Annotated in this window: 23 protein-coding genes; 9 read left to right on the top strand and 14 right to left on the bottom strand. The window is 70.1% G+C overall.

Annotation, left to right across the window (positions count from 1 at the left end; translation table 11 throughout):
• Positions 1 to 86: 86 nt before the first annotated feature.
• The 3 genes from ACIBLC_RS03355 to ACIBLC_RS03345 are packed head-to-tail and all read left to right on the top strand — an operon-like array spanning position 87 to position 2,601.
• Positions 87 to 1,226, top strand: a complete 1,140-nt coding sequence (locus tag ACIBLC_RS03355) for an ABC transporter ATP-binding protein (protein ID WP_399208915.1) — start codon at positions 87 to 89, stop codon at positions 1,224 to 1,226.
• Positions 1,223 to 1,930 (top strand): ABC transporter permease, encoded by a 708-nt coding sequence (locus tag ACIBLC_RS03350; protein WP_399208914.1) that lies wholly within the window; start codon positions 1,223 to 1,225, stop codon positions 1,928 to 1,930. Before ACIBLC_RS03355 ends, ACIBLC_RS03350 begins: the two co-directional genes overlap by 4 nt.
• The gene (locus tag ACIBLC_RS03345) at positions 1,927 to 2,601 is read left to right on the top strand and encodes an ABC transporter permease (protein WP_399208913.1); all 675 of its coding nucleotides are present in this window, start codon (positions 1,927 to 1,929) and stop codon (positions 2,599 to 2,601) included. Before ACIBLC_RS03350 ends, ACIBLC_RS03345 begins: the two co-directional genes overlap by 4 nt.
• 50 nt (positions 2,602 to 2,651) lie before the next feature.
• Here the strand turns inward: ACIBLC_RS03345 and ACIBLC_RS03340 are convergent, their stop codons facing one another.
• The 4 genes from ACIBLC_RS03340 to ACIBLC_RS03325 all read right to left on the bottom strand — a co-directional run bounded on the left by ACIBLC_RS03340 (position 2,652) and on the right by ACIBLC_RS03325 (position 6,737).
• Complete coding sequence (locus ACIBLC_RS03340; RefSeq protein WP_399208912.1) at positions 2,652 to 3,263, bottom strand: GTP-binding protein; 612 nt, start codon at positions 3,261 to 3,263, stop codon at positions 2,652 to 2,654.
• Entirely contained in the window at positions 3,214 to 3,648 is a 435-nt protein-coding gene (locus tag ACIBLC_RS03335; protein WP_399208911.1) for a DUF742 domain-containing protein, read from the bottom strand. The genes ACIBLC_RS03340 and ACIBLC_RS03335 overlap by 50 nt, the downstream gene beginning before the upstream one ends.
• A gap of 72 nt (positions 3,649 to 3,720) precedes the next feature.
• On the bottom strand, positions 3,721 to 4,194 hold the full coding sequence (locus ACIBLC_RS03330; protein WP_399209273.1) for a roadblock/LC7 domain-containing protein: 474 nt from the start codon (positions 4,192 to 4,194) through the stop codon (positions 3,721 to 3,723).
• A 2-nt stretch (positions 4,195 to 4,196) separates the two neighbouring features.
• Entirely contained in the window at positions 4,197 to 6,737 is a 2,541-nt protein-coding gene (locus ACIBLC_RS03325) for an ATP-binding protein (RefSeq protein WP_399208910.1), read from the bottom strand.
• A 367-nt stretch (positions 6,738 to 7,104) separates the two neighbouring features.
• Here ACIBLC_RS03325 and ACIBLC_RS03320 point away from each other — a divergent pair, with 367 nt between their 5' ends.
• Both ACIBLC_RS03320 and ACIBLC_RS03315 read left to right on the top strand, forming a co-directional pair.
• Positions 7,105 to 8,076, top strand: a complete 972-nt coding sequence (locus ACIBLC_RS03320; protein WP_399208909.1) for an ABC transporter substrate-binding protein — start codon at positions 7,105 to 7,107, stop codon at positions 8,074 to 8,076.
• Between the two features lie 164 nt (positions 8,077 to 8,240).
• Positions 8,241 to 8,681: a PAS domain-containing protein gene (locus ACIBLC_RS03315; protein WP_399208908.1), complete on the top strand. Its 441-nt coding sequence runs from the start codon at positions 8,241 to 8,243 to the stop codon at positions 8,679 to 8,681.
• A gap of 103 nt (positions 8,682 to 8,784) precedes the next feature.
• Here the strand turns inward: ACIBLC_RS03315 and frc are convergent, their stop codons facing one another.
• The gene (frc, locus tag ACIBLC_RS03310) at positions 8,785 to 10,041 is read right to left on the bottom strand and encodes a formyl-CoA transferase (RefSeq protein WP_399208907.1); all 1,257 of its coding nucleotides are present in this window, start codon (positions 10,039 to 10,041) and stop codon (positions 8,785 to 8,787) included.
• A gap of 115 nt (positions 10,042 to 10,156) precedes the next feature.
• Positions 10,157 to 11,908, bottom strand: a complete 1,752-nt coding sequence (gene oxc, locus ACIBLC_RS03305) for an oxalyl-CoA decarboxylase (protein WP_399208906.1) — start codon at positions 11,906 to 11,908, stop codon at positions 10,157 to 10,159.
• Between the two features lie 266 nt (positions 11,909 to 12,174).
• Here oxc and ACIBLC_RS03300 point away from each other — a divergent pair, with 266 nt between their 5' ends.
• Positions 12,175 to 13,767, top strand: coding sequence for a FadD7 family fatty acid--CoA ligase (locus tag ACIBLC_RS03300; RefSeq protein WP_399208905.1), 1,593 nt, complete (start codon positions 12,175 to 12,177; stop codon positions 13,765 to 13,767).
• Between the two features lie 9 nt (positions 13,768 to 13,776).
• Here the strand turns inward: ACIBLC_RS03300 and ACIBLC_RS03295 are convergent, their stop codons facing one another.
• The gene (locus ACIBLC_RS03295; protein ID WP_399208904.1) at positions 13,777 to 14,712 is read right to left on the bottom strand and encodes a LysR family transcriptional regulator; all 936 of its coding nucleotides are present in this window, start codon (positions 14,710 to 14,712) and stop codon (positions 13,777 to 13,779) included.
• 37 nt (positions 14,713 to 14,749) lie between these two features.
• Positions 14,750 to 15,742: a 2-dehydropantoate 2-reductase gene (locus ACIBLC_RS03290; protein WP_399208903.1), complete on the bottom strand. Its 993-nt coding sequence runs from the start codon at positions 15,740 to 15,742 to the stop codon at positions 14,750 to 14,752.
• Positions 15,743 to 15,862: 120 nt separating this feature from the next.
• Between ACIBLC_RS03290 and moaA the strand changes: the two genes are divergently transcribed.
• On the top strand, positions 15,863 to 16,852 hold the full coding sequence (gene moaA / locus ACIBLC_RS03285; protein WP_399208902.1) for a GTP 3',8-cyclase MoaA: 990 nt from the start codon (positions 15,863 to 15,865) through the stop codon (positions 16,850 to 16,852).
• 63 nt (positions 16,853 to 16,915) lie between these two features.
• Here the strand turns inward: moaA and ACIBLC_RS03280 are convergent, their stop codons facing one another.
• From ACIBLC_RS03280 to ACIBLC_RS03265, 4 genes are read right to left on the bottom strand one after another with little or no spacing between them, the layout of a single operon-like run.
• Positions 16,916 to 17,098: a formate dehydrogenase subunit delta gene (locus ACIBLC_RS03280; RefSeq protein WP_399208901.1), complete on the bottom strand. Its 183-nt coding sequence runs from the start codon at positions 17,096 to 17,098 to the stop codon at positions 16,916 to 16,918.
• Between the two features lie 31 nt (positions 17,099 to 17,129).
• The gene (gene fdhF / locus ACIBLC_RS03275) at positions 17,130 to 19,952 is read right to left on the bottom strand and encodes a formate dehydrogenase subunit alpha (protein WP_399208900.1); all 2,823 of its coding nucleotides are present in this window, start codon (positions 19,950 to 19,952) and stop codon (positions 17,130 to 17,132) included.
• Positions 19,949 to 21,598: a formate dehydrogenase beta subunit gene (locus ACIBLC_RS03270; protein ID WP_399208899.1), complete on the bottom strand. Its 1,650-nt coding sequence runs from the start codon at positions 21,596 to 21,598 to the stop codon at positions 19,949 to 19,951. Before ACIBLC_RS03270 ends, fdhF begins: the two co-directional genes overlap by 4 nt.
• Positions 21,595 to 22,074 carry an NAD(P)H-dependent oxidoreductase subunit E gene (locus ACIBLC_RS03265; protein ID WP_399208898.1) on the bottom strand — a complete coding sequence of 160 codons (480 nt, stop codon included), beginning with the start codon at positions 22,072 to 22,074 and terminating at the stop codon, positions 21,595 to 21,597. Before ACIBLC_RS03265 ends, ACIBLC_RS03270 begins: the two co-directional genes overlap by 4 nt.
• Before the next feature lie 332 nt (positions 22,075 to 22,406).
• On the opposite strand from ACIBLC_RS03265, the gene ACIBLC_RS03260 reads away from it, so the two are divergent.
• A complete protein-coding gene (locus tag ACIBLC_RS03260; RefSeq protein ID WP_399208897.1) occupies positions 22,407 to 23,096 on the top strand; it encodes a GntR family transcriptional regulator in 690 nt (229 codons plus the stop codon).
• A 39-nt stretch (positions 23,097 to 23,135) separates the two neighbouring features.
• Here the strand turns inward: ACIBLC_RS03260 and ACIBLC_RS03255 are convergent, their stop codons facing one another.
• Positions 23,136 to 23,936, bottom strand: a complete 801-nt coding sequence (locus ACIBLC_RS03255) for an acyl-CoA dehydrogenase family protein (RefSeq protein WP_399208896.1) — start codon at positions 23,934 to 23,936, stop codon at positions 23,136 to 23,138.
• 233 nt (positions 23,937 to 24,169) lie between these two features.
• Between ACIBLC_RS03255 and ACIBLC_RS03250 the strand changes: the two genes are divergently transcribed.
• Complete coding sequence (locus ACIBLC_RS03250) at positions 24,170 to 24,865, top strand: GntR family transcriptional regulator (RefSeq protein WP_399208895.1); 696 nt, start codon at positions 24,170 to 24,172, stop codon at positions 24,863 to 24,865.
• A gap of 30 nt (positions 24,866 to 24,895) precedes the next feature.
• On the opposite strand, the gene ACIBLC_RS03245 is transcribed toward ACIBLC_RS03250, so the two are convergent.
• Positions 24,896 to 25,447, bottom strand: a complete 552-nt coding sequence (locus tag ACIBLC_RS03245) for a beta-class carbonic anhydrase (protein ID WP_399208894.1) — start codon at positions 25,445 to 25,447, stop codon at positions 24,896 to 24,898.
• Positions 25,448 to 25,462: the final 15 nt, after the last annotated feature.

Genomic DNA, 25,462 nt, shown 5'->3' with positions numbered 1-25,462 from the left:
GCGCGAACCCAACTGGCTAGACTGCGCACCCTCGTACACGTGATCGCACCACGTGCGAGCATGCGCTTCCCGAAGGGTTTCGACGCTTGATAGCCATCGAAGATGTCAGCAAGCGATACGCCGACGGCACTGTGGCCGTCGATCGCCTGTCGCTGCAGATACCGAACCACTCCATCACCGTGCTCGTCGGGCCTTCGGGGTGCGGCAAGACCACCACGCTCCGCATGATCAACCGGATGATCGAGCCCAGCAGCGGCACGATCCGGGTCAACGGCGAGGACGTCCAGCGCACGCCGGTCAACGCCCTGCGCCAGTCCATGGGTTACGTCATCCAGAACGCGGGGCTCTTCCAGCACCGGACGATCATCGACAACATCGCCACGGTGCCGCGGCTGCTCGGCTGGTCCAAGCAGCGCGCCCGGGCCCGCGCCGCCGAACTCATGGAACGCGTCGGCCTCGACAAGGACATGTCCCGCCGCTACCCCTATCAGCTCTCCGGAGGCCAGCAGCAGCGCGTGGGCGTCGCCCGCGCACTGGCCGCGGACCCGCCGGTCCTGCTGATGGATGAGCCGTTCTCCGCGGTCGACCCGGTCGTCCGCCGTGGCCTCCAAGAGGAACTGCTGCGCATCCAGGGCGAGTTGGGCAAGGCGATCGTGTTCGTCACCCACGACATGGACGAGGCCATCAGGATCGGCGACCGTGTCGCGGTGCTGCGCACCGGTGGCAAGCTCGCCCAGTTCGCCTCGCCGGACGAGCTGTTGTCCTCGCCGGCCGACTCCTTCGTCGAGGAGTTCCTCGGCGCCGACCGGGGCATCCGAGGTCTGTCGTTCCTGTCCACACGCGACCTGGAGCTCGACAGCAGCCGGGTCCTGCCGGCCGGCACCGACTGGCAGGAGGCCGCGGGACGCCTCGGCACCGAGGCTCCGGTCCTGGTCACCGACGCGGACGGCAAGCCGCTGGGCTGGGCCGACCTCACGGCCTGGCGCGGTGACACGCAGACCCTGGAGCCGTACGGACAGGGCTTCGAGGTGGGCCGGGACTCGCTTCGGGTGGCCCTGGACCGGGCGGTCCTGTCGCCGAGCGGCCAGGCGGTCGCCCTGGACGGAGCGGGGAAGGTGCTGGGCCTCGCCGGACAGGAGCGGATCTCCGCGGAGATCCGCGCGGCCCGGCAGCGGCGCGCGACGGACTCGCCCGAGGTCCCCTCGCAGGTGAAGGCCGGGCGATGAACGGCTTCTTCGACATCCCGAGCGACCTCCAGAGCAGCTATCTCGGCCTGATCTCCACGCACATGCAGGAAGCGCTGATCCCGGTACTGGTCGGTCTGCTGCTGGCGCTGCCGATCGGCCTGCTGTGCGTCCGCTTCAACTGGATCTATCCGCCGGTCCTCTGGCTCACCACGGTGCTGTACGCCATCCCGTCGATCGCCTTCTTCGTGGTGCTCATCGACTACACGGGGCTGAGCAAGACGACCGTGATCATCCCGCTGTGCCTCTACAGCCTGGTGATCCTGGTCCCCGCGGTCGTCGACGGCGTCCGCTCGGTGCCCGAGGAGACGAACGCCGCGGCCACGGCGATGGGCATCGGTCCCGGGCGCCGTTACCTCCAGGTCCAACTCCCCATCGCCGTGCCCGCGATCATGGCGGGGTTGCGAGTGGCGACCGCGTCGAGCATCAGCCTGGTCAGCGTCGGTTCGCTGATCGGCAACGAAGGGGCGCTCGGCAATCTGCTGACCACCGCGATGCTCTACCACCGGCCCATGCTCGCGGTGAACTCGGTGGTCACCACCGCCGTCCTCGCGGTGCTGGTCGACGCCGTGCTCGTCCTGCTGCGGCGCGTGCTCACCCCCTGGCAGCCGCCATCCGGCCGCAGGACCGCACGCCGTACGTCCACGATCGCGGGCGCCGCCCGCACCCCGGAGAGCGTCTCGTGAACGTACTCAACTTCATGCAGTCCTTCTTCAGCGACGGGTCCCACTGGCACGGGTACGACGGGATCCCGCAGCGTGTGTGGGAGCACCTCCAGTACACCGCCGCGGCACTCGCGATCGCCGCGGCCGTCGGCCTGCCCATCGGGCTCGTCACCGGGCACACCGGCCGCGGCGGCAACGCGCTGGCGTTCGTGGCCTCGGGGGCTCGGGCGCTGCCGACGTTCGGGCTGCTGGTGCTGATGTTCGTCTGGCTGGGCCTCGGCATCGTGCCCGTGATGATCCCGCTCGTGGTGCTGGCGATCCCCCCGATCCTCATCACCACGTACGAGGCGATCCGCACCCTGGACCCCTCCCCCGTCGACGCCGCCCGCGGCATGGGCATGTCGGAGGGGAAGATCCTTCTCCAGGTCGAGGTGCCGGCGGCGCTGCCGCTGATCCTCAGCGGTCTGCGCTCGGCGACGATCCAGATCGTGTCGACGGCGACGATCGCGGCCTATGTGGCCCTCGGCGGGGTCGGCCGGTACATCCTGGACGGCCTGTACCAGCGCGACTTCGAGAAGACGGCCGGCGGGGCCGCCCTCATAGCCGTCCTGGCGCTGCTCGTCCTCGTGCTGTTCTGGGCGGTGGCCCGGGTGGCGGTGTCACCGGGGGTGCGCAGGCGCCGTACGGCCTGACGGAAAGACGAAAGGGGCGGCGGGCCATGGCCCGCCGCCCCTTCTTCCGTTCACTTCTCCGCGGTGGCCAGGGCGTGTTCGAGGACGACGAGGAGCGCGTCGCGGACCGATCCCCGGCTGCGGGCGTCGAACACGGTGAGCGGTACGTGCTCGCCGACGTCGAGGGCCCACCGTACGTCGTTCAGGTCGTGCTCGACCTTGCCGTCGAAGGCGTTGATGGCCACCGCGAACGGGATCTCGCGGTGCTCGAAGTAGTCGACGGCCGCGTAGCAGTCGTCGAGGCGGCGGGTGTCGACTATGACCAGGCCACCCAGCGCGCCCTCGATCAGGTCGTCCCACATGAACCCGAAGCGCTCCTGGCCCGGGGTCCCGAACAGGTAGAGCTTCAGGGTCGGGTCGAGGGTGACGCAGCCGAAGTCCATGGCGACGGTGGTCGTCACCTTGTGCGGCGTGTGGGAGAGGTCGTCGACGCCCGCGGCGACCGAGGTGATGGACGCCTCGGTGGTCAGCGGCTCGATTTCGGAAATGGCGCCCACCGTCGTGGTCTTGCCCACGCCGAAGCCGCCCGCGATGACCATCTTCACCGGCAGCGGCGGCCGGGGCCCCTCGGTGTCAGCGCTCACGGATCGCGCCCCGGGAGTCGGGGATAGCTCGGAGACCATCGATAACCCTTCGCAATACGGTGGCGTCGCGGGCGGAGTCGGCCTGCGGTGCGTACAGGGCCAGTTGACCGTCGGCTCGCAGGTCGTCAGCGAGCACCCTGATCACATTCAAGTGCATCCGCAGTTTCGCCGCGATCTCCGCCAGCGACTGCGGCTGACGGCAGACCGCGATGATGTCGCGGTGCTGGTCGAAGACGAAGGCGTCCAGCGCGGCCAGACCCAGATCGGTCGCGACCACCTGGGTCTCGATCGGGATCGGCGGCACGAGGCTGTCGCCGCCCGCGATCCGTCCCGCGGTGAGCAGGAAGGGACGGACGACCGACGCGGGGGGCTCAACTCCCCACGCCGCCTCGTCGTCGCCTGATGGCTCGCCGGCCGTCGTCACGTCCTGATCCCTTCACCTCGCGGGTCGTCATGGACACCGGCGACGCCTTTGTCGACCGTCAACTGCCGACCGTCAGCCGGTCGGTGCGATACCCACGGTGTTCTTGAGTTCCATCACCAGCTGAGGGCTCAGGACGGCGCCCGCGCGGTTGGCGAAGAGCGTCATCTCGTACGCGATGTTGCCGAGCTTCGCCTCCTTGGAGGCGACCACTCCGAGCACCGCGCCCGCGCCCAGCGCCGACACGACGACGTGTCCCTCCTCCAGGTCGATGATGACCTTGTTCAGGCCACCGAGTCCGTAGTTGCCGGACGCGCCCATGGCGAGGCTGGTGATGCCCGAGACGATCGCCGCGAGCCTCTCCGAGTCGGCCTGGCCGCGCAGTTGGGAGACCGCGAGCAGCAGACCGTCGGAGGAGACACCGATGACGTCGACGACCCCGGCGGTCTCGGTGGCGAATCGATTGAGCAGCCAATTGAAGTCGGCAGCGGCGGCCTTCACGTCCGTCACCGGTTCCGCGGCTCCGGATTCCGGCTTGCCTGTCCACATGGTCACTTGCTCGTGCCTTCCGGGAATGAGGGTCTGTTGCTCTGAATGGTCTGATCGGCCGGTGCCCCGTGGCGGCGGCCGGCCCCGGTGTCCATGTCCCCGGTCGCGCTCTCGCTCTGGGCCCGCAGGACCGCGGCCTCGAACTCGTCGAGCTCGTCGCGTGCGGCCTCCGGGTCGACGGGCTGCCAGGCGGGCGGCCGTGGCGTCGGCATGGGCTGCTTGGGCAGGCGGGTCGAGGCGGTGGTGGCCGACAGGGTCGCACCGCGTACCCGGCGCCGCAGGGAACCGGGGCCCTCGGCGGGGTCCGGCGGAGCCGGGTTGCCGCGTGGCCGCCCGAATCCGTTGGCGGGATGGGCCAGGGCGTCCTCGCCGCCGGTCCCCGTGGCGGGTTCCGGTCTGCGGGTGTGGCCGGGGAACTCCTCCTGCGGGGAGCGGGCGGGAACCCTGCGGGGCAGTGCCGAGGCGCCGGGCGCCGGTGCGACCGTCGCGGGACGCGGCTCGGGCGGCCCGGAACGGCGGGCGGCAGGCATGATGTGCGGGGCCCTGGCCGCGGCTCCCGTCGGGTCGGCGAGCAGCAGGTGCGAGGAGGGCACCGCGACGGTGACGGTGACACCGCCGCCCGGAGTGCGGGACAGCACGACCTCGATGCCCCAGCGCCGGGACAGACCGCCGACCACGAAGAGGCCGAGGACCTCGGTGGGCGCCAGGTCGAGCCGCTCGCGGCGGATCAGGCGCGCGTTCTCCTCGGCCAGCCGCTCGGGGCTCATCCCGAGCCCGTGGTCGATGATCTCGACGAGCGCGCCGCCGGTGGAGCCGTGCCGGGGCCGCAGCACCACTTCGACGTTGCTGGACGCCGGGGAGAACATCACCGCGTTCTCCAGCAGTTCGGCGAGCATCAGGGTCAGGTCGCCAACGATGTCGGGGGCCACGTTGACGTCGCCCTCGGCGTGCGGGGTGACGCGCTGGTAGCCCTCGATCTGGCCGAGCGCGGCGCGCACGATGTTGCTGAGCCGCATGGGACCGGTGTTGAGGCCGCCCTCCCGGATTCCGGCGAGCAGCATCAGGCTGTCGGCGTTGCGCTGGAGACGTACGGCGATGTGGTCGATGCGGTAGAGCCGTTCCAGCACCTCCGGGTCCGTCTCGCCGCGCTCCACCGAGTCGATCAGCGCGAGCTGACGGGCCGTCAGGTTGCTGACACGGCGGCCGACGTTGCCGAACATCTCGGCGATGTTGCGGCGGCTGACGACCTGGCGCTCCAGCAGGGCGGTCGCGGTGACCTGAACCTGGTTGAAGGCTTCGGCGAGTTCGCCGATCTCGTCGCGGACCGGCACGGGTACGGCGTCCAGGCGCGGCGGGCTCGCGTCCTCGGCGTCGTCGTCCGCGACCCTGGCCAGCTCCGACCCGGCGGCGATGGCCACGTGCTGGGCCGCCCCGGTGAGTGTCCGCACGGCCCGCACCACGGAGCGGCGGACCAGCACGGAGAACAGGAACCAGGACGCCAGCGCGAGCAGGGTGCCCGAGACCAGCCAGGTCACGTCCCACCAGGCGTCGCGCGACGCGGCCTCGGCCTGGTCGGCGAGCTGGTTGATGAGCGACTGGGTGATCTTCAGCCGGCTCTCGGCCTGGCGGGCGTAGGTGGGTTCGGCGCTCAGCGCGTCGGCGAGGGCGGTGCGCAGCTCCCCGGGGGTTCCGGCGATCAGGGCGCTCGGGTCCACCTGGAGCTGGGCGAAGTGCTGGGCGATGACGCCCTGGTACGGGTTGTGCTCCATCCCGTCGATCGAGGACGCCTGCTCCGGACTGGCGAACCGGGTGAACCGGTCGGCCTGGGAGAGGTACTGGTCGTAGTCGCCGACGGCGCTGGTGAACTCGATGAGCGCGTTGGCGTCTCCGGTCCGGGCCGCGAAGACGCTGGTCTCGAAGGACGCGTGGGCGGTGTCGGCGCGCAGGAGTGAGTCGAGCAGACCGGCCGCGGACGTCGAGGACATGTCGGTCTGGCCGATCCCGAGGCCGTTGATCAGACCGTCGATCACCGATCCGTACGCGGGGTCGATGTTGTCTGCCGGGATGGGCCCCTGCTCGACCGTCTGCCGGAGGGTCTCCAGACCCTCGAGCTCCTTGAGCACCTGGGCCTCGGCCGCGGGCAGCCGGTCCCCGAACGCCGAACGGACGACGTCCGCCTGGGTGTTGGCCTTCTGCTGCGCGTCGAGGTAGGCAGAGGTGTTGGGCGGGCTGTCGTCGGAGTCGGACGCCTCGTAGCGCAGGGAGACGAGGAGCGCCTGGCGGTGCTCGGCCTGCACGTCGTCGATGAGCTTGGTGACCTGCGCGCTGTCCCGCACCAGTTGGGCGGTGTCGGCGGCGGTGACGGCCCGGTCGATCTGTGCGTAGACGACATAGGTGAGCATCGCCGAGACGACCGCGAGCGGCACGATCACCAGAACGTTGAGCTTCCGGCGGAAGGGCCAACGGTCGAGGAGGGAGGGCGTCCGGCCTATTCGGGGAGCCTCTGACGGCTCTTCCAGGACGGCTTTCCTGTGCGCGGGCACCAAACCTCCTCGACTTCATTCCATGGAAGCCCGCTGTCCGGGCTTGGGTGGATTCACGTTCGCGACAGCGCGCTCAGGCCGGCAAGTGGAACAGGGCCCTCGACCTGGTCAACATTAGCGGCTGCCGGAAGTGTTCGGCCATGATCAACCAAAGTCCGACACGCCGTTACGCCGGGTTCACACACATTTTGTGCACGATGCGCCCACGGGATGAAGCCGTACGGTCTCCAAAGGTGATGCAGAGTTGATCCCGTGGTGATCCTGTGGTCTCCGTCAGTGATCTATTCGTGTCTTGACGGTGCGTAAGTGGGCTCGATTGGATCGACTGGACCATCGCACGCCGTGCCTTTTCGGCCGCCGCCCGCCCATGCCAAGTCTGGATGAAACCAACGTGACCATCGCCAGAAGTACCAGAACGTCCGCAACGTACGCTGTTTCCCTGCTGGTTGCGGCAACGGCCGCCCTCACGGGCTGCGGTTCCTCCGACTCCGGTGGTGACGACCCGTTGAAGGATGACGCCGCCGCCGGCGGTACGGTCGTGGTCGGTTCCAACAACTTCCCCGAGAGCATCCTGCTCGCCGACATCTACGGCGAGGCCCTCAAGTCCAAGGGCATCAAGGTCAGTTACAAGCTGAACATCGGCAGCCGCGAGACCACCTACGGGCTCGTCAAGAACGGCACGATCACGGTCATGCCGGAGTACAACGGCGCCCTGCTGTCCTACCTGGACGCCAAGGCGGTTCCGACGTCGGTCGAGGACACGAACAAGTCCATCAGCGCGAAACTCGACCCGAAGCTCACCCTCCTGGAGCCGTCCAAGGCCGAGGACAAGGACGCGGTCGCGGTCAACGAGGAGACGGCCAAGCAGTACAACCTCACCAGCGAGTCGACGATCGCCGACCTCACCGACGTGGCGTCCGACCTGGTCATCGGCGGGTCGCCGGAGTTCCAGACCCGTCAGCAGGGGCTGCTGGGCCTCAAGTCCGAGTACAGCCTGGAGTTCAAGTCCTTCAAGGCGCTGGACGCGGGCGGTCCGCTCACCGTCGCCGCCCTCAAGGGCAACAACATCCAGGCCGCGGACCTCTTCACGACCGACCCCACGATCACCGCGAACAAGTTCGTCGTCCTCAAGGACCCGAAGAACCTGTTCAGTTTCCAGAACGTGATCCCGCTGGCGTACAAGAGCGATCTTCCGGCCGAGGGTGTCACCGTGCTCAACGAGATATCGGCGAAGCTCGACACCGAGACGCTGATCGACCTCAACAGCCAGGTGCAGACCGACAGCAAGGACCCGCTGGACGTGGCCAAGTCGTGGCTGTCCTCCGCCGGACTGTCCTGACCCACCCGCGGCGGCCGGGGCGGACTCCCGTTCCGGCCGCCTGCGTCACCCCGGCCCGGGGAGTTCCGCGTACCCGATGAGCTCGCTGAAGTCGCAGGACTGTATGCAATGTAAAACTGTATGCAGTATGCTGACGACTTCAACTGTCCCGGCTCGGAGGAGACATGGAAGATCTGGATCCCGAGGTGGTGCTGAGGATGGCCGCCCAGGCACCCGACGGCTTTGTGATCATCGACCGCGAAGGGCTGATCCGCTACTGGAACCGGGGCGCCGAGCGCATCTTCGGGTTCACCGCGGGCGAGGTCGCCGGCCGCAGCCTGGACATCATCATCCCCGAGAAGCACAGACAGCGTCACTGGGACGGCTTCGTGACGGCCATGGAGCAGGGCACGAGCCGGTACGGGGAGGCGGACCTCCTCGCCGTACCCGCGCTGGGAGCGGACGGCAGCAAGCTCTCCATCGAGTTCAGCGTCGTGCTGCTGGCCGATCCCCGGGGCGGCGCGTCCCACTGCGGCGCGGTCATCCGGGACGTCACCGCGCGCCGGGCCCGGGAGAAGGAGCGGATGCGCCGCAACGAGGCCGCCGCGGAGCACACCACGGCCTGAGACCCGTCCGGCGCCATGTGCCGGTGCCCCGCGTGCGGTTGTCGCACGCGGGGCACCGGCATGACGGCCGAGGTCAGGTCAGGTCAGGTCAGGTCAGGTCAGGTCAGGCGACGACCTTGCCCTCGTGCAGCCTGCGGATGTCGTTGGCGTCGTAGCCGAGGTCCGCGAGCACCTCGTCGGTGTGCTCGCCGAGCAGCGGCGCGCCCTCGATCTCGGGTTTGAAGCCGGAGAACTTGATCGGGCTGCCCACGGTCAGGTAGGTGCCGCGCTCCTTCTGCTCGACCTCGACGATCGTGCCGCTCTTGCGCATGTCGGGGTCGGCGGCGAGCTCCTTCATGCTGAGCACGGGCGCGCAGGGCACCTCGAACGTGCGCAGGATGTCGACCGCCTCGTACTTGGTCTTGTCGGCCAGCCACTTCTCTATCTCGCCGAAGATGTCCATGATGTGCGGCTGGCGGGCCAGAGCGGTGTTGTACTCCGGGTCCTCGGCCCACTCGGGATGGCCGATGACCTCGCAGGTACGCGCCCAGTTCTGCTCCTGGATCGTGAAGTAGATGTAGGCGTTGGGGTCGGTCTCCCAGCCCTTGCACTTCAGGATCCAGCCCGGCTGGCCGCCGCCGCCGGCGTTGCCGCCGCGGGGCACCGCGTCGCCGAACTCGCCGTTCGGGTACTGCGGGTACTCCTCCAGGTAGCCGATCTTCTCCAGGCGCTGCTGGTCACGGAGCTTCACCCGGGTCAGGTTGAGCACGGCGTCCTGCATGGACACCGACACCTTCTGGCCGAGGCCCGTCTCGTTGCGCTGGATGATCGCGGTCAGCAGGCCGATCATCAGGTGCATCCCGCTGTTGCTGTCACCGAGGGCCGAACCGCTGATGGTGGGCGGGCCGTCCCAGAACCCGGTGGTCGACGCGGCACCGCCGGCGGCCTGGGCGACGTTCTCGTAGACCTTGAGGTCGTTCCACTTCGAGTCGTCGTTGAAGCCCTTGACGGAACCGAAGATCAGCCGCGGGTTCAGCTCGTGGATGTAGTCCCAGCCGAGGCCCATCCGGTCCATGGCGCCCGGCGCGAAGTTCTCGACCAGGATGTCCGCCTCGCGGATCAGCTTCTCCATGACCTCCTTGCCCTCGGGGGCCTTGGTGTTGATGGCCAGCGAGCGCTTGTTGCTGTTCAGCATGGTGAAGTAGAGGGCGTCGAGGTCCGGGATGTCACGGAGCTGACGGCGCGTCACGTCGCCGCCGTTGATGCGCTCCACCTTGATGACGTCGGCGCCGAACCAGGCGAGCATCTGCGTACACGCGGGACCGGCCTGGACCCCGGTGAAGTCGATCACCTTGATTCCGGCGAGCGGCTTTTCACTCATGGTGTTTTCCTTCTCCTGAAGCTCTCGCTTCTGCGAGAGGCGGCTGTGCGGGGGCGGGAGTTCGGGGGCGGGGTGGAGCGTTCGGGGTCGAGGCGCTCGGAGGCGAAGGGGCGGCTCACTTCTTCTTCGGCGTGATGTTGCCGACGGTGATGCCCTTCGGGTTGAGGTGCGAGATGTGGCCGCTCTCGGTGCCGGCCGAGGGGTCGATCACGCAGTCGATGAGCGCCGGGCCGCCGGACGCCAGCGCCTCGGTGAGAGCGGCGGTGACCTCGGCGGGCGTGGTCGCGCGGTAGCCCTTGCCGCCGAACGCCTCGATCATCAGGTCGTGGCGCGCCGAGAGCATCAGGGTCGTCGGCGACGGGGCGTCGTCGAGCGGGTTGACGTCGTCACCGCGGTAGACACCGCCGTTGTTCATGATCACGGTGACCACGGGCAGCTTGTAGCGGCAGATCGTCTCCAGCTCCATACCGCTGAACCCGAAGGCGCTGTCCCCCTCCACCGCCACGACGGGCGCGCCGCTCTCGACGGCGGCGGCGATCGCGTACCCCATGCCGATGCCCATGACGCCCCACGTGCCGCTGTCCAGACGGTGGCGCGGTACGTGCATGTCGATCACGTTGCGCGCGATGTCCAGCGCGTTGGCGCCCTCGTTGACGATGTACGTCTCCGGGCGCTCGACCACGATGTCGCGGATCGCCTTCAGCGCGCCCATGAACTGCATCGGGTGCGGGTCGGCCTTGAGCCGCTCCGCCATCTTGGCGACGTTCTGCGCCGAGCGTGCTCCCAGCTCCTCCCGCCAGGCGGCGGGCGCGGTGATCTGGCCGGGCTTGGTCCGCTCGGCGATCGCGTCGAGCACGGACTCGATGTCTCCGACCAGCGGGGCCGCGATGGGCTGGTTGCTGTCCAGCTCCTTGGGCTCGATGTCGATCTGGACGAACTTCGCGTCGGGGTTCCACGACGGTCCCTCGCCGTGGTTGAGCAGCCAGTTGAGGCGGGCGCCGACGAGCACCACGACGTCGGCCTTCTTCAGCGCCAGCGAACGGGCGGTGGCCGCCGACTGCGGGTGGTCGTCGGGCAGCAGGCCCTTGGCCATCGACATCGGTACGTAGGGGATGCCCGTGGTCTCGATGAACTCGCGGATCTTGTCGTCGGCCTGCGCGTACGCGGCGCCCTTGCCGAGCAGGACCAGCGGCCGCCGCGCCCCCGCCAGCAGCTCGATCGCCCGGTCCACCGCCTCGGGTGCGGGCAGTTGGCGCGGCGCGGGGTCGACGAGGCGGCTCAGCGTCCTGGCGCCGGCCTCCGCGTCCATGATGGAACCGAGCACCGCGGCCGGGATGTCGAGGTAGACGCCGCCGGGACGCCCGGAGATCGCGGTGCGCAGCGCGCGGGCGATACCGCGGCCGATGTCCTCGACCCGGCTCACGCGGTAGGCGGCCTTCACGAACGGCTGCGCGGCGGCCAGTTGGTCCATCTCCTCGTAGTCGCCCTGCTTGAGGTCGACGAGGTGGCGCTCGCTGGAGCCGGAGATCTGGACCATCGGGAAACAGTTCGTGGTGGCGTTCGCCAGCGCGACAAGGCCGTTGAGGAATCCCGGCGCCGACACCGTCAGCGCGACGCCCGGCTTCTTGGTGAGGTAACCGGCCGCCGCGGCAGCGTGTCCCGCGTTGCTCTCGTGGCGGAAGCCGATGTACCGGATGCCCTGTGCCTGCGCGAGGCGGGCCAGGTCGGTGATCGGGATGCCGACCACCCCGTAGATGGTGTCCACGTCGTTCAACTTGAGCGCGTCGACGACCAGGTGGTACCCGTCGGTGAGCTCGGTCGGAACGTCGGCGCTCGCCGCTGTCTCCAGAGTTGAGGGGGCGGTCATGATCCGAGGTCCTCCTTGGGCAGGTCCTGCCGGTGCGGCTACTCGTCCCACCTTCCTGACCTGGGCCCGATGCGTCCAAGACCCATCGACGACCAGCTGATAAGCAGCATCTATCGACGGCCGGCCGCGGGCCCCCGACCTGCTGCGCAGCCGTCTTGATAGACACCTGCTATCGGCCGTTCGCCAGTGCGTATTGGACTCCCACCGCGCACCGCCGCAGGCTCGCTGTGGACTGGTTCATCGGACGTCGCACGGGAGGTGGAGTCATGGCCGTGACAGCGGCGGCGTCCGTGTACGGCGCGGACCGGTACCGGCCCCCCTCGGTCACGGGCCTCGTCGATCTCCTCGACCGCCGGGTACGCGAGCGGCCGCACGCCAGCGCACTCGTCGTCACCGGGGACCGGGTCCACCTCTCCTACCGCGCCCTCTCGGGCCTGGCCGACGACGTGGCGGCCCGGCTCGGCGGGACCGGGCTGCGGCGCGGCGACGCGATCGGGCTGATCTGCGCCAACAACGCCGAGTTCGTCGTCGCGCTCCTGGGTGCGGCGCGGGCCGGTCTGGTGGTCGCTCCACTGGACCCGACGCTGCCCGGATCGCAGCTCTCCGCCCGGCTCGAGGCTCTCGGCGCCCGGGCGATCCTGCTCGGCCCGTCCGTGACCGACGCCCCGCCGGCCGCCCAGGCCCCGTTCCCCACCTGGCCGTTGCGCGTGCTGGCCTCCCGTGCCGGGACGGCGGCGGTCGACCTCGACACCGGCGAGCGTGCCGTACGTGAGGTGCGGGGCGCGGCGGACGAACTCTCGGGTCAGGACGCCCTCGTCCTGTTCACCGCGGGCACCACCGCCCGCGCGAAGATGGTCCCGCTGACACACGCCAACGTGGCCGCGTCCGTACGGAACATCTGCGCCACCTATGAGTTGGGGCCGGGCGACGCGACGGTCGCGGTCATGCCGTTCTTCCACGGCCACGGTCTGTTCGCGGCCCTGCTCGCGTCGCTGGCCAGCGGTGGATGCGTGCTGCTGCCCGAGCGTGGACGGTTCTCGGCGCACACGTTCTGGGACGACATGGGGGCCGCCGGCGCCACCTGGTTCACCGCGGTCCCGACCATCCACGAGATCCTCCTGGACCGGGCGGGAACCGGGTACCCGGGTCCGCGGACGCCGCCGCTGAAGTTCGTCCGCAGTTGCAGCGCGCCTCTCAACACCGCGACCCAGCGGGCGCTGGAGCGCGCGTTCGGCGCGCCGCTGCTGTCCGCGTACGGGATGACCGAGTCCACCCACCAGGCCACCAGCGAACCGCTGCCGCCGCGCGGGCCCCTGAAGCAGGGGTCGGTCGGCCGGCCCACCGGAGTGGATCTCCGGGTCGTCGACGCGGGCGGGCGTACGTGTCCGGTGGGCACCGAGGGCGAGGTGTGGGTGCACGGCCCCAGCGTCACCCGCGGCTACCTCGGCAACCCGGGCGAGACGGCGTACGGCTTCGCCGACGGCTGGCTGCGCACCGGTGACCTGGGCATCCTGGACAAGGACGGGTATCTGTCGCTCACCGGGCGGATCAAGAACCTGATCAACCGGGGCGGCGAGAAGATCTCGCCCGAGCATGTCGAGGACATCATCGCCGGTTGCCCCGGAGTCGCCGAGGCGGCCGTGTTCGCCGTGCCCGACCCGGTCCACGGGCAGCGGATCGGCGCCGCCGTGGTGCTGCGCGAGGGCGAGAGCCTGGAGGCCGAGCAGATCCTGCGGTACTCCCGCGACCGGCTGGCCCCCTTCGAGGTACCCGACCGGCTCGAACTCGTCACCGCCCTGCCGCACACGGCCAAGGGAGCCCTCGACCGGCTGGCGGTAGAGGCCAAGTACGCTCCGTAGGGAGCCGGTTCAGCGCAGGCGGGGGTCCGCTGCCAGGGGCTGGTTGAAGAAGTCGTCGAGGGCCAGGCCCGTCGCCGCGTTGACGAACGCCCGGGCGGCGACCGAGCCGGGGGTCGCGGCGTGGATCGCCACCGAGACCTGCGCCCCGGCCTCCGGGTCGATCAGGGGCAGGGCTCGCGTCCGGCCGATCACCGGCATCGCACGCAGCCAGGCGTGCGGCACGATGCTCGCCCACTCCCCGCCGCCCACGTGGGCGTAGAGGGAGGCGATCGAGTCCGTCTCCACCTGCGGGGTCACCACGAACCCCTTGTCCGCGAAGACGGCGTCGATGGTCTGGCGGATCCGCATGTCCGGGGTCAGCAGCGCGAGCGGCAGCTGGGCCGCGTCCGCCCAGGTCATGGTGGAGGCGGTCTGCGAGGGCAGCTGGTCGGCGGAGATCAGCAGCATGTACCGCTCCTGGTACAGCGGGACGACCTGAAGGCCCTCCTGATCGCCGGGGTCGAAGTGGGCGATCGCCACGTCCAGTTCGAAGTCGCGGAGCTGGCGGTGGAGTTCCTTGGTCGACAGACGGGAGCGGACCTGCACCTTGGCCAGCGGATGCGCGGCGCAGAACGCGGCCACGGGCAGCGCCAGGGTCGTCGACGCCGTCGGGTCGGTGCCCAGCCGCAGCGTCCCGGTGATGCCGGACTGTACGGCGGCCACCTCGGCCTTGAACGCGTCCTGCTCGGCGAGGATCCGTTTGGCCCACACCACGAGCCGTTCGCCCTCCGGCGTGAGGCCCTGGTAGTTGTGACCGCGGTTGATCAAGGTGACGTTGAGCTCGCGCTCCAGCTTGGCGATCGCCGCCGAGAGCGCGGGCTGCGACACGTAGCAGGATTCCGCCGCCCGGGCGAAGTGCCTCTCCCTGGCCACCGCTACGAAGTACTCCAGCTGACGGAACAGCATGAACGACTCCTCGCTGGTGCCATGTGATCATCCAAGCCTATCGAGCCTGTCCGGTCACGTCCTTGGCCGCGCTCCGCGCCAACAGGTCGGTCGCGGCGTGCACCGCGCGCAGTGCGGGTGCGTCGGCGCCGGAGATGTCGGCCATCTCCACCACCGCGGTCACGATGGCGTCGAGCTCCAGTTGTTTGCCGGCCTCCAGGTCCTGGAGCATCGAGGTCTTGTGGTGCCCGACCCCTTCGGCGCCGCGCAGCCGCTTCTCGATGGAGATGTCGGGCTTGCTGCCGACCCTGGCCGCGATGTCGAGGGTCTCCTCCATGAGCAGGGTGACCAGCCGCCGGGTGGGCGGGTGCCGGCAGATGTCGGCCATCGTCGCCCGGGTGAGCGCGCTGATCGGGTTGAAGGCGACGTTGCCCATCAGCTTGATCCAGATGTCGTCGCGCAGATTGGGCTCCACCGGGCTCTTCAGTCCGCCCGCGACCATGGCCTCGCTCAGGGCCGTGCACCGGTCGGAGATTCCCCCGGCCGGCTCGCCGATGGAGAATCTGGTGCCCTCCAGGTGCCGGATGACCCCGGGGGCCTCGATGACCGTGGCCGGGTACACCACGCAGCCGATCGCCCGTTCCGGAGGCAGCACCCGGCTGGTGGCGCCGCCGGGGTCGACCGCCTCGATCCGCCGCCCTTCGTAGGGGCCTGCCAGTTTGTGGAAGTACCACCACGGAACACCGTTCTGCCCGGCCACCACCGCGGTCCGCTCGCCGAGCAGCGGGGCGACCAGCGAGCCGCTGGATGGATAGGAGTGCGCCTTCAGGCCCAGGAACACGTAGTCCACGGCGCCGATCTCGGCCGGGTCGTCGGTGGCGTGCGGCCGGGCCACGAAGTCGCCGCGCGGGCTGTTCACCCGGACCCCGTTGGCCCGTATCGCCTTCAGGTGCTCACCTCGCGCGATCAGGTGGACCTCGGCGCCACCGCGGTGCAGTGCCGCGCCGACGTAGGCACCGATCGCCCCAGCTCCGAGAACGGCGATTCTCATGGTGGCTCCTCTCAGCGGGATAGGATGAATACTGTATGCAGTATCCTTACTGGATGTACAGTCTCGTGCCACAGAGCGAAAGGGGCGGCTCTTGCTGACCGATACCGAGGGAGGCGTCCGGTGCTGACCGACACACATGGCCGGACCGCCACCGATCTGCGGGTCTCGCTGACCGACCGGTGCAATCTGCGGTGCACGTACTGCATGCCGGAAGAGGGCCTGCGGTGGCTGCCCAGGCCCGAGCTGCTCACTGACGACGAGATCGTGCGGCTGGTCTCGATCGCGGTGGCCCGACTGGGCGTCACCGAGGTGCGCTTCACCGGCGGCGAACCCCTGCTCCGCCCGGGCCTGGCGGGCATCGTCGAGCGCTGCGCCGCCCTGGGCCCGCGCCCCCGGCTCTCCCTCACCACGAACGGCATCGGTCTGGCCCGCACCGCGAAGGCGCTGCGCGCCGCCGGGCTCGACCGGGTCAACGTCTCCCTCGACACCCTGAGCCCGGAGGTCTTCCACACCCTCACCCGCCGCGACCGGCACCACGACGTCCTCGCGGGTCTCGCCGCCGCCCACGAGGCCGGGCTCACCCCGGTCAAGGTGAACACGGTCCTGATGCGCGGCGTCAACGACGGCGAGGCCCCCGACCTCCTCGACTGGGCGCTTCGGCAGCGCTATGAGCTGCGGTTCATCGAGCAGATGCCGCTGGACGCCCAGCACGGCTGGCAGCGCACCGACATGGTGACCGCCGCCGAGATCCTGGACCGGCTCGCCGCCCGCTTCACGCTCACTCCCGAGACCTCCGCCGACCGCGGCTCCGCGCCCGCCGAACGCTGGCTGGTCGACGGCGGCCCCGGCCGGGTCGGAGTGATCGCCTCCGTCACCCGGCCGTTCTGCCGCGCCTGCGACCGCACCAGGCTCACCGCCGACGGGCAGGTCCGCGACTGTCTCTTCGCCCGCGAGGAGTCCGACCTGCGCGCCGCCCTGCGCGCCGGTGCGCCTGATCAGGAGATCGCCGACCGCTGGCGTACCGCGATGCGGGGCAAGAAGGCGGGCTCCGGACTGGACGACCCGGCCTTCCTCCAGCCCCTGCGCCCGATGTCGGCGATCGGCGGCTGACCCCGCGCCCGGGCCCGGGACCGGTGGGCCGCACCGGCCCCGGGCGCCGGCGCGGCCCACCGGTCACCGCAGCAGTCGCACCGCGGCGACCACCGCCGGGTCGATCCCGTCCGCGCCGGCGTCGACGAACTCGTACAGCCGGTTGCGCATGCGCGGATCCCAGAACCTGCCGATGTGGCCCGCGATCGCCTCGGCGGCCGCCTCGCTCGACAGGTGCACGTGGTTCGCCGCTATGTCGTTCGCCATCCTGGACTCCGGTGCCACGCCGCCCGCCATCTCAGTCCACCACCGTGACGAGTCGCTGGTCGTCCTCGGCGGTCTCCGTCGCGCTCTGCCCGAGCGGATGGGCGAGACCGACCTGTACGGCGGTCACCTTGTACTCCGGGCAGTTGGTCGCCCAGTCGGAGTTCTCGGTGGTCACCACGTTGGCGCCGGTCACGGGGTGGTGGAACGTGGTGTAGACGACGCCGGCCGGCATCCGGTCGGAGATCTCCGCGTGCAGCGTCGTCCGCCCGACCCGGCTGGCCAGCGTCACCAGGTCGCCGTCCTTGATCCCGCGGGTCTCGGCGTCGTGCGGGTGCAGCTCCAGGATGTCCTCGGGGTGCCAGGCGACATTGCCCGTACGGCGGGTCTGCGCGCCCACGTTGTACTGGCTGAGGATGCGGCCCGTGGTCAGGACCAGCGGGAAGCGGCGGGTGCTGCGCTCGTTGGTCGCCACGTAGTTGGTGACCACGAACCTGCCCTTGCCGCGCACGAACTCGTCGATGTGCATGACCGGAGTGCCCTCCGGAGCCGACTCGTTGCACGGCCACTGGACGCTGCCGAGCTTGTCGAGGACCTCGAAGGAGACACCGGTGAAGGTCGGCGTCACCGAGGCGATCTCGTCCATGATCCGGCTCGGATGGTCGTACGCCATGGCGTAGCCCATCGCGGTGGCGATCTCGCAGATGATCTGCCACTCGTGCTTGCCCGTTTTCGGCTTCATCACCGCGCGCACCCGGTTGATCCGGCGCTCGGCGTTGGTGAACGTGCCGTCCTTCTCCAGGAACGACGCCCCGGGCAGGAAGACGTGCGCGAACTTGGCCGTCTCGTTGAGGAACAGGTCCTGTACGACGACGAGTTCCATCGCTTCGAGGGCGGCGGTGACGTGCTTGAGGTTCGGGTCGGACTGGGCGATGTCCTCGCCGTGCACGAACAGGCCCCGGAAGGTCCCGTCGATCGCGGCGTCGAACATGTTGGGGATGCGCAGTCCCGGCTCGGCCAGCAGCGTGCCGCCCCAGAGCTTCTCGAAGACGTCGCGCACGGCGTCGTCGGACACGTGCCGGTAGCCGGGCAGTTCGTGCGGGAAGGAGCCCATGTCGCAGGAGCCCTGCACGTTGTTCTGGCCGCGCAGCGGGTTCACGCCGACGCCGTCACGGCCGATGTTGCCGCACGCCATCGCGAGGTTGGCCATTCCCATCACCATGGTCGAGCCCTGGCTGTGCTCGGTGACACCGAGGCCGTAGTAGATCGCCCCGTTCGGTGCCGCCGCGTACAGCCGGGCGGCGGCCCGCAGTTCCTCCGACGGTACGCCGCTGATCTCCTCGGTCGCCTCCGGGCTGTTCTCCGGACGGGCGACGAACTCGGCCCAGTCGGCGAACCCCTCGCACCGCTGCGCCACGAACGCCAGGTCGGCCAGCCCCTCGGTGACCACCACGTGCGCCATCGCGTTGACGACGGCGACATTGGTGCTCGGCTTGAGCTGGAGGTGGTGGGCGGCCTCGATGTGCGGCGAGCGCACCAGGTCGATACGGCGCGGGTCGACCACGATGAGCTCGGCGCCCTCGCGCAGCCGGCGCTTCATCCGGGAGGCGAACACCGGGTGCCCGTCGGTAGGGTTGGCCCCGATCACCATGATGACGTCGGCCTCGGCGACCGACCGGAAGTCCTGGGTGCCCGCCGACTCGCCGAAGGTCTGCTTGAGTCCGTATCCCGTCGGCGAGTGGCAGACCCGGGCGCAGGTGTCGATGTTGTTGTTGCCGAAGGCGGCGCGCACCATCTTCTGTACGACGTAGACCTCTTCGTTGGTGCAGCGCGACGAGGAGATCGCGCCGATCGAACTCGGTCCGTACCGGCCCTGGAGCTCGCGCATCTTCGTGGCGACGGTGCCGATGGCCTCTTCCCACTCGACCTCGCGCCAGGGATCGGTGATCCTTTCGCGGACCATGGGCTTGAGCACGCGGTCGGGGTGCGAGGCGTAGCCGAAGGCGAAACGGCCCTTCACACAGGAGTGGCCCTCGTTGGCGCCGCCGTCCTTGTAGGGCACCATCCGCACCAGTTCGTCACCGCGCAGCTCGGCCTTGAAGGAGCAGCCGACCCCGCAGTAGGCGCAGGTGGTGATCACCGACCGGGTCGGCATGCCGAGTTCGACGACCGACTTCTCCTGGAGTGTCGACGTCGGGCAGGCCTGCACGCAGGCACCGCAGGAGACGCACTCGGAGTCCATGAAGGTCTCGCCGGCGCCCGCCGAGACCTTCGAGTCGAAGCCGCGGCCCTCGATGGTCAGTGCGAACGTGCCCTGCACCTCGCCGCAGGCCCGCACGCAGCGGGAGCAGGCGATGCACTTGGACGCGTCGAAGTCGAAGTAGGGGTTGGAGGTGTCCTTCTCGGCGTCGAGGTGGTTCTCGCCCTCGTAGCCGTACCGCACCTGCCGCAGCCCGACCACGCCCGCCATGTCCTGCAACTCGCAGTCGCCGTTGGCCGGGCAGGTGAGGCAGTCCAGCGGGTGGTCGGAGATGTAGAGCTCCATGACGCCCTGGCGGAGCTTCTCCACCTTCGGCGTCTGCGTCCTCACCTGCATCCCGTCGGCGCACGGCGTGGTGCAGGAGGCCGGGGTGCCCCGCCGGCCGTCGATCTCGACCACGCACAGCCGGCACGAGCCGAAGGGCTCAAGACTGTCGGTGGCGCACAGTTTGGGGATGTCGATGCCGGCCTGCGCGGCGGCGCGCATCACCGACGTGCCCTCGGGCACGGTCACCGGCAGCCCGTCGACCTCCACCGAGACGGTCGCCTCTCCGGGCCTCTCCGGGGTGCCGAAGTCGGGTTCCTTGAGCAGTGTCATGCCGTGCCCTCCGTCCTCAAGCCAGTCGTCGTCACGGGTTGGATCTCCAGGCTTCGACGGCCGCCGAGGAAGTCGTCGGGGAAGTGCGCGATGGCGCTGCGTACGGGCATCGGCGTCAGACCGCCCATCGCGCACAGCGAACCATCGGTCATCAGGTCGCACAGATCCTCGAGAAGCGCGAGGTTCTCGTCCCGGTGCTCACCGGCCACGATCTTGTCGATCACCTCGACACCGCGCACCGAACCGACCCTGCACGGCGTGCACTTGCCGCAGGACTCCTCGGCGCAGAACTCCATCGCGAAGCGCGCCTGGGCGGCCATGTCCACGCTGTCGTCGAACACCACGAGCCCGCCGTGGCCGACCATCGCGCCGGCCGCCGCGAACGCCTCGTAGTCCATCGGCAGGTCGAACATCGTCGTCGGCAGATAGGCGCCGAGCGGGCCGCCGACCTGCACGGTGCGCACCGGGCGCCCGGTGAACGTTCCGCCGCCGTAGTCCTCGACGAGTTCGCGCAGGGTGATGCCGAACGCGGTCTCCACGATGCCGCCGTGCGCGATGTTGCCGCCGAGCTGGAAGACCTGGGTGCCACGGGAGCGTTCGACGCCGAGTTCCTGGTAGGCCTTCGCGCCGTCCGCGAGAACGACGGGGACGGTGGCCAGGGTGAGGACGTTGTTGACGACGGTCGGTCTGCCGAACAGGCCCTCGATCGCGGGGATGGGCGGCTTGGCGCGGACCGTGCCGCGCTTGCCCTCCAGGCTCTCCAGCATGGAGGTCTCCTCGCCGCAGATGTACGCTCCGGCACCGACCCGGACATGCAGGTCGAAGTCGAGCGAGGAGCCGAGGATGCCCTTGCCGAGCCAGCCGTGCTCTCTGGCGATGCCGATCGCCGCGCGCATCGTGGCCACCGCGTCGGGGTACTCCGAGCGGATGTAGAGGTAGCCCTCCCGGGCGCCCACCGCGTGGGCGGCGATCGTCATGCCCTCGATCAGCATGAACGGGTCGCCCTCCATGACCATCCGGTCGGCGAAGGTCCCGCTGTCGCCCTCGTCCGCGTTGCAGCAGACGAACTTGAGCTCGTCGGTGCAGCCGAGCACGGTCTTCCACTTGATGCCGGCCGGGAATCCCGCGCCGCCGCGGCCGCGCAGTCCCGAGTCGGTGACCTCCGTGACCACGTCCTCGGGAGCGAGGGCCAGCGCCGCCCGCAGGCCCGCCAGTCCGCCGTGCTCCTCGTAGTCCGCCGTGGACAGCGGGTCGGTGACGCCGATTCTGGCGAAGGTGACGCGGGTCTGGCCGGCCAGCCAGGGCAGTTCGTCCACGAGGCCCAGCCGCAGCGGGTGTTCGGCGCCGTCGAGGAGTCCTGCGGCGAGGAGTCCTGCCACGTCCGAGGGGGCCACCGGTCCGTAGCCGACGCGGCCCCGCGGGGTCACGACCTCGACCAGCGGCTCCAACCAGAGCATGCCGCGCGATCCGTTGCGTACGACCTCGATGTCGAAGTCACCGCCTGCGGTGGCCAGTTGCAGGGCGTCCACGACCTCGTCCGCGCCGACGGACCTGGCCGCCGAGTCGCGGGGGACGTAGACCTTCGTCGTGAAGTCGCCCTTCGGTATGGCTCCCGATTCCGCCGTGGTCTGCGAAACGTCGCTCACGATGACACCGTCCCGTCGAGGATCGCGCCCAGCTCGGTTGGGCCCACTCGTCCGTGCAGCCGGCCGTTCACCTCCACCGCCGGTCCCAGCGCGCAGTTGCCGAGGCAGAAGACCTGCTCCACGGTCACCGCGCCGTCCGCCGTCGTCTCCCCCATGGCCAGTCCGGCCTCGCGGGCCCAGCCCACCAGGCTGTTGGCGCCCAGGGCCTGGCAGGCCTCGGCGCGGCAGATCCTCACCATGGTGCGTCCGGCGGGCTCGCGGCGGAAGTCGTGGTAGAAGGTCACCACTCCGTGGACGTCCGCGCGGGAGAGGTTGAACTCGTCGGCGAGCACCGGAACCGCCTCTTGCGGCACGTGGCCCAACTCGGCCTGGACTCCGTGCAGTACGGGCAACAGCCCACCGCGCTCACCCCGGTGACGGGCCGCCACCCGCCGCACCACGTCCTCGACCGTCACGTCACTCCCGCTGGTCGTCATGATCGCTCTCCAAGAGCCGATAGCGATGCTTGCAGGGGATTGAGACAGTACCCCATACAGGCTTCTGTATACAGAACTCCGTCATGGAACGCTCCCCGCACGACAGGGGCCCGCACAGGGCGTCCCCCGATCCTCGGCCGGGACCCGGCACGGCCGCCCGCACCCCGGCCGACCAGCGACGGCACATCATGACGCCCACCACAGCGCCCATCACGGCGCCCGCCATCTTGCATACCAAAACCTGTATGCTGAGGCGGCCGTCGGCAACCCCCGGCGACCACCACTTGGCGAAGCCGTCGGCCCCACAGGCCCGGTGGCAGAACGGGGCAATCATGCGCGAGGCACTCACGGCCGCCGCGTCCCGGCGCGTCACCCGCCCGGCACCGCTGCGCCAGGCCGTCTACGACGCCCTGACCGAGCTGATCGTCAGCGGCTCCCTCAAGCCCGGCCAGCACCTCGTCGAGGCCGAGCTCGCCGAACACCTCGGCGTCAGCCGGCAGCCGGTACGCGAGGCACTGCAACGGCTCCAGACCAACGGCTGGGTCGATCTCCGCCCCGCCCAGGGCGCCTTCGTGCACTCCCCCACCGAGCTGGAGGCCGCCCAACTCCTCAGCGTCCGCGCGGTCCTTGAGACCTACTCGGCCCAGCTCGCCGCAGAGAACGCGAAGCCCCAGGACATCGAGCGGCTCTGGGAGTTGCAGCAGGAGGGCGTCGACGCGCACGCCGAGGGCGACGTCGAGCGCCTCGTCGCGGCCAACACCGCACTGCACGCCTTCGTCACCTCCGTGGCCGACAACGCCGTACTGTCCGAGCTGATCTCGCTGGTGGGCCAGAAGGTGCGCTGGTACTACACCCCGATCGCCCGGCCCCGCGGCAAGGAAGCCTGGAACGAGCACTCCCAGCTCATCAAGGCCATCGCCAAGGGAGACGCGGACCGCGCGAGCGACATCATGCGCAAGCACACCGAGCACACCACCGACTTCTACCGCAAGCAGATCGCCGCCGGGGCCACCAAGGACTGACCGTACGGGCGGCCCCGTCAGCGGCACCACAGCCGGGCCTCAGGACGCCGCGAGGGAATCGGCGGCCCTCGGAGCGGCCCGGAGCAGTACGTCGGACGTGGCCGGATGAAGCGCTTCCGCACCGACCGCCGCCCGTAGTTCGAGCAACCATGGCACCACCGTGCGCAGCACGATGTCGAGCCCCGCGCCGTCCCGCCCGAGCATCACGTCGGCGGGCACCAGCACCGGATCGGCGACCACCGTGGACGTCGCGCTGCCGCCCGGTCCTCCGCCGTCGGGCCGGGCGGGCACGTACAGGTCCGGGGCGTGCGCGGGAACCGCCCAGAGAGTCAGGCCCTCCGGTGCGGTGAGCGGCCGCGAGGACCAGATGTAGCTGTCCGCCTCCCCCGCCGCGACCACCTGGTGCTTACGGGCCCGGAGGGCGACCACGTCACCGGTGCGGGTGGCGGTGGAGCGCGCCGCCCAGAAGTCCCCAGGCGTGCCTTGCGGGTTGGGGCCGTCCTCGGCCAGGGCGAGACTGACGAGATGGCGTCCGGCGGCGATCTCGCCGCGGATCCACGCGCTGCCGTGGGACTCGACGACGGCGACCGCCGCGTAGTGCGCCTGGAGCACGGCCGCGGTCGCGGGACAGAGGCGGGCGGTCCTGGCCACCACCTCGGCGGCGTCCGGCAGCCCCATACCGGCGCCGCCGAATTCCGTGGAGACGGTGAGCCCCAGCAGCCCGGCGCGGCCCAGAGCCGTCACCGAGGCGCGGGGAAATCTCGGCTCCGAGCCGGTCGGTGCGGTGGCTGGCCCGATGACGGTGCTCAGGACTTCGGAGAGAGCGGTGCGATACGACACGGGGTGACCCCCCTCCTCGGGAGCGCGGCTCTGCTGGGTAGCGAGCATAATTGCATACAGTATTCTGCATCCGAGTGAAAGCGCCAGAGGTGTGCGGCGGCCAGTTGGCAAGAGGGGGCACTTTCCGCGCTTTCCGTGGCGCGGGCGGAGCCCAGTGTGGCTATTGCATACTAACGTCAGTATCCCAAAGCCGATGGCTTTGGGATCTGCAGTCCGACGACGGGGAGGGTTCCATGCCCGACACACCCACCGTGGCGGCCCGCGGGCCGGTCGCCCGGCCCGCTCCGCTGCGCCAGGCCGTCCACGACGCCCTGACCGAGCTGATCATCAACGGCACCCTCTCGCCGGGCCAGCACCTGGTCGAGGCCGAGCTCGCCGAACACCTCGGCGTCAGCCGCCAGCCCATCCGTGAGGCACTGCAACGGCTGCACACCACCGGCTGGGTCGACCTGCGCCCCTCCCAGGGCGCGTTCGTGCACTCCCCCACTCCGGAGGAGTGCACCCAGCTCCTCAGCGTCCGCGGCGTCCTCGAAACGCACTCCGCGCGGGGCGCGGCCGAGCACGCCACACCCCAGGACGTCGAGCGGCTGTGGGAACTCCAGCAGGTCGGGCTCACCGCCCTCACGGCCGGCGACGCCCGCGCCATCGTCGAGGCGAACGCCGCCCTGCACGGCCACATCACGCACCTGTCCCGCAACGCGGTGCTCGCGGAACTCATCCCCCAGGTCGACCGGCGCGTGCGCTGGTACTACATGCCCATCGCCAAGCCCCGCGGCCCGGACGCCTGGAGCGAGCACGCGCGGATCATCCGGGCCATCGGCGACGGCGACCCCGAGCGTGCCGAACAGCTGATGGGCCGGCACACCCGGAACACCGCCGACTTCTACTGCGCGCAGATCGCCGCGGAGGCCGCCCGGCGCCCCGGGTGACGGGGAGCGCTCCCGGCCACCGGCAGCCGATCAGTCCCCCGGGTCGATCTCCCGCAGCAGCCCCGTCGACACGTCGAAGACGAACCCGCGCACATCGTCGGTGTGCGGGAGGAACGGCGAGGTGCGCACCCGCCGCATCGACTGCCGTACGTCCTGGTCGACGTCCCTGAAGGACTCGACGGCCCAGGCCGGCCGTTGCCCGACCTCCATCTCCAGCTCGATCCGGAAGTCCTCGGTCAGGCTCTCCAGACCGCAGCCGGTGTGGTGGATGAGGACCACGCTGCGGGTGCCGAGGGCCCGCTGACTGATCGTCAGGGAGCGGATCGTGTCGTCGGTGACCACTCCGCCCGCGTTACGGACGGTGTGGCAGTCGCCGAGTTCGAGGCCGAGCGCGGCATGCAGGTCGATCCGGGCGTCCATACAGGCCACGACCGCGACACCGAGGACAGGGCGGGCGCCCATACCGGGGTCGGCGAATCCGGCGGCGTACGCGCGGTTGGCCTCCACGAGGCGGTCGGTGACCGTCCCGTCACCGGGAGCCGTGCCGGCGGGCTGAGCGAGACGGGGTGCTGATGTCGACATGCTGGGCTACCTCAC

Origin of the sequence: Streptomyces sp. NPDC050535 (genome assembly GCF_044457665.1) — a bacterium.
GTDB lineage: Bacteria > Actinomycetota > Actinomycetes > Streptomycetales > Streptomycetaceae > Streptomyces.
Note: the sequence above shows the minus strand (reverse complement) of the source record. Positions and strands in the feature narration are given on the sequence as shown.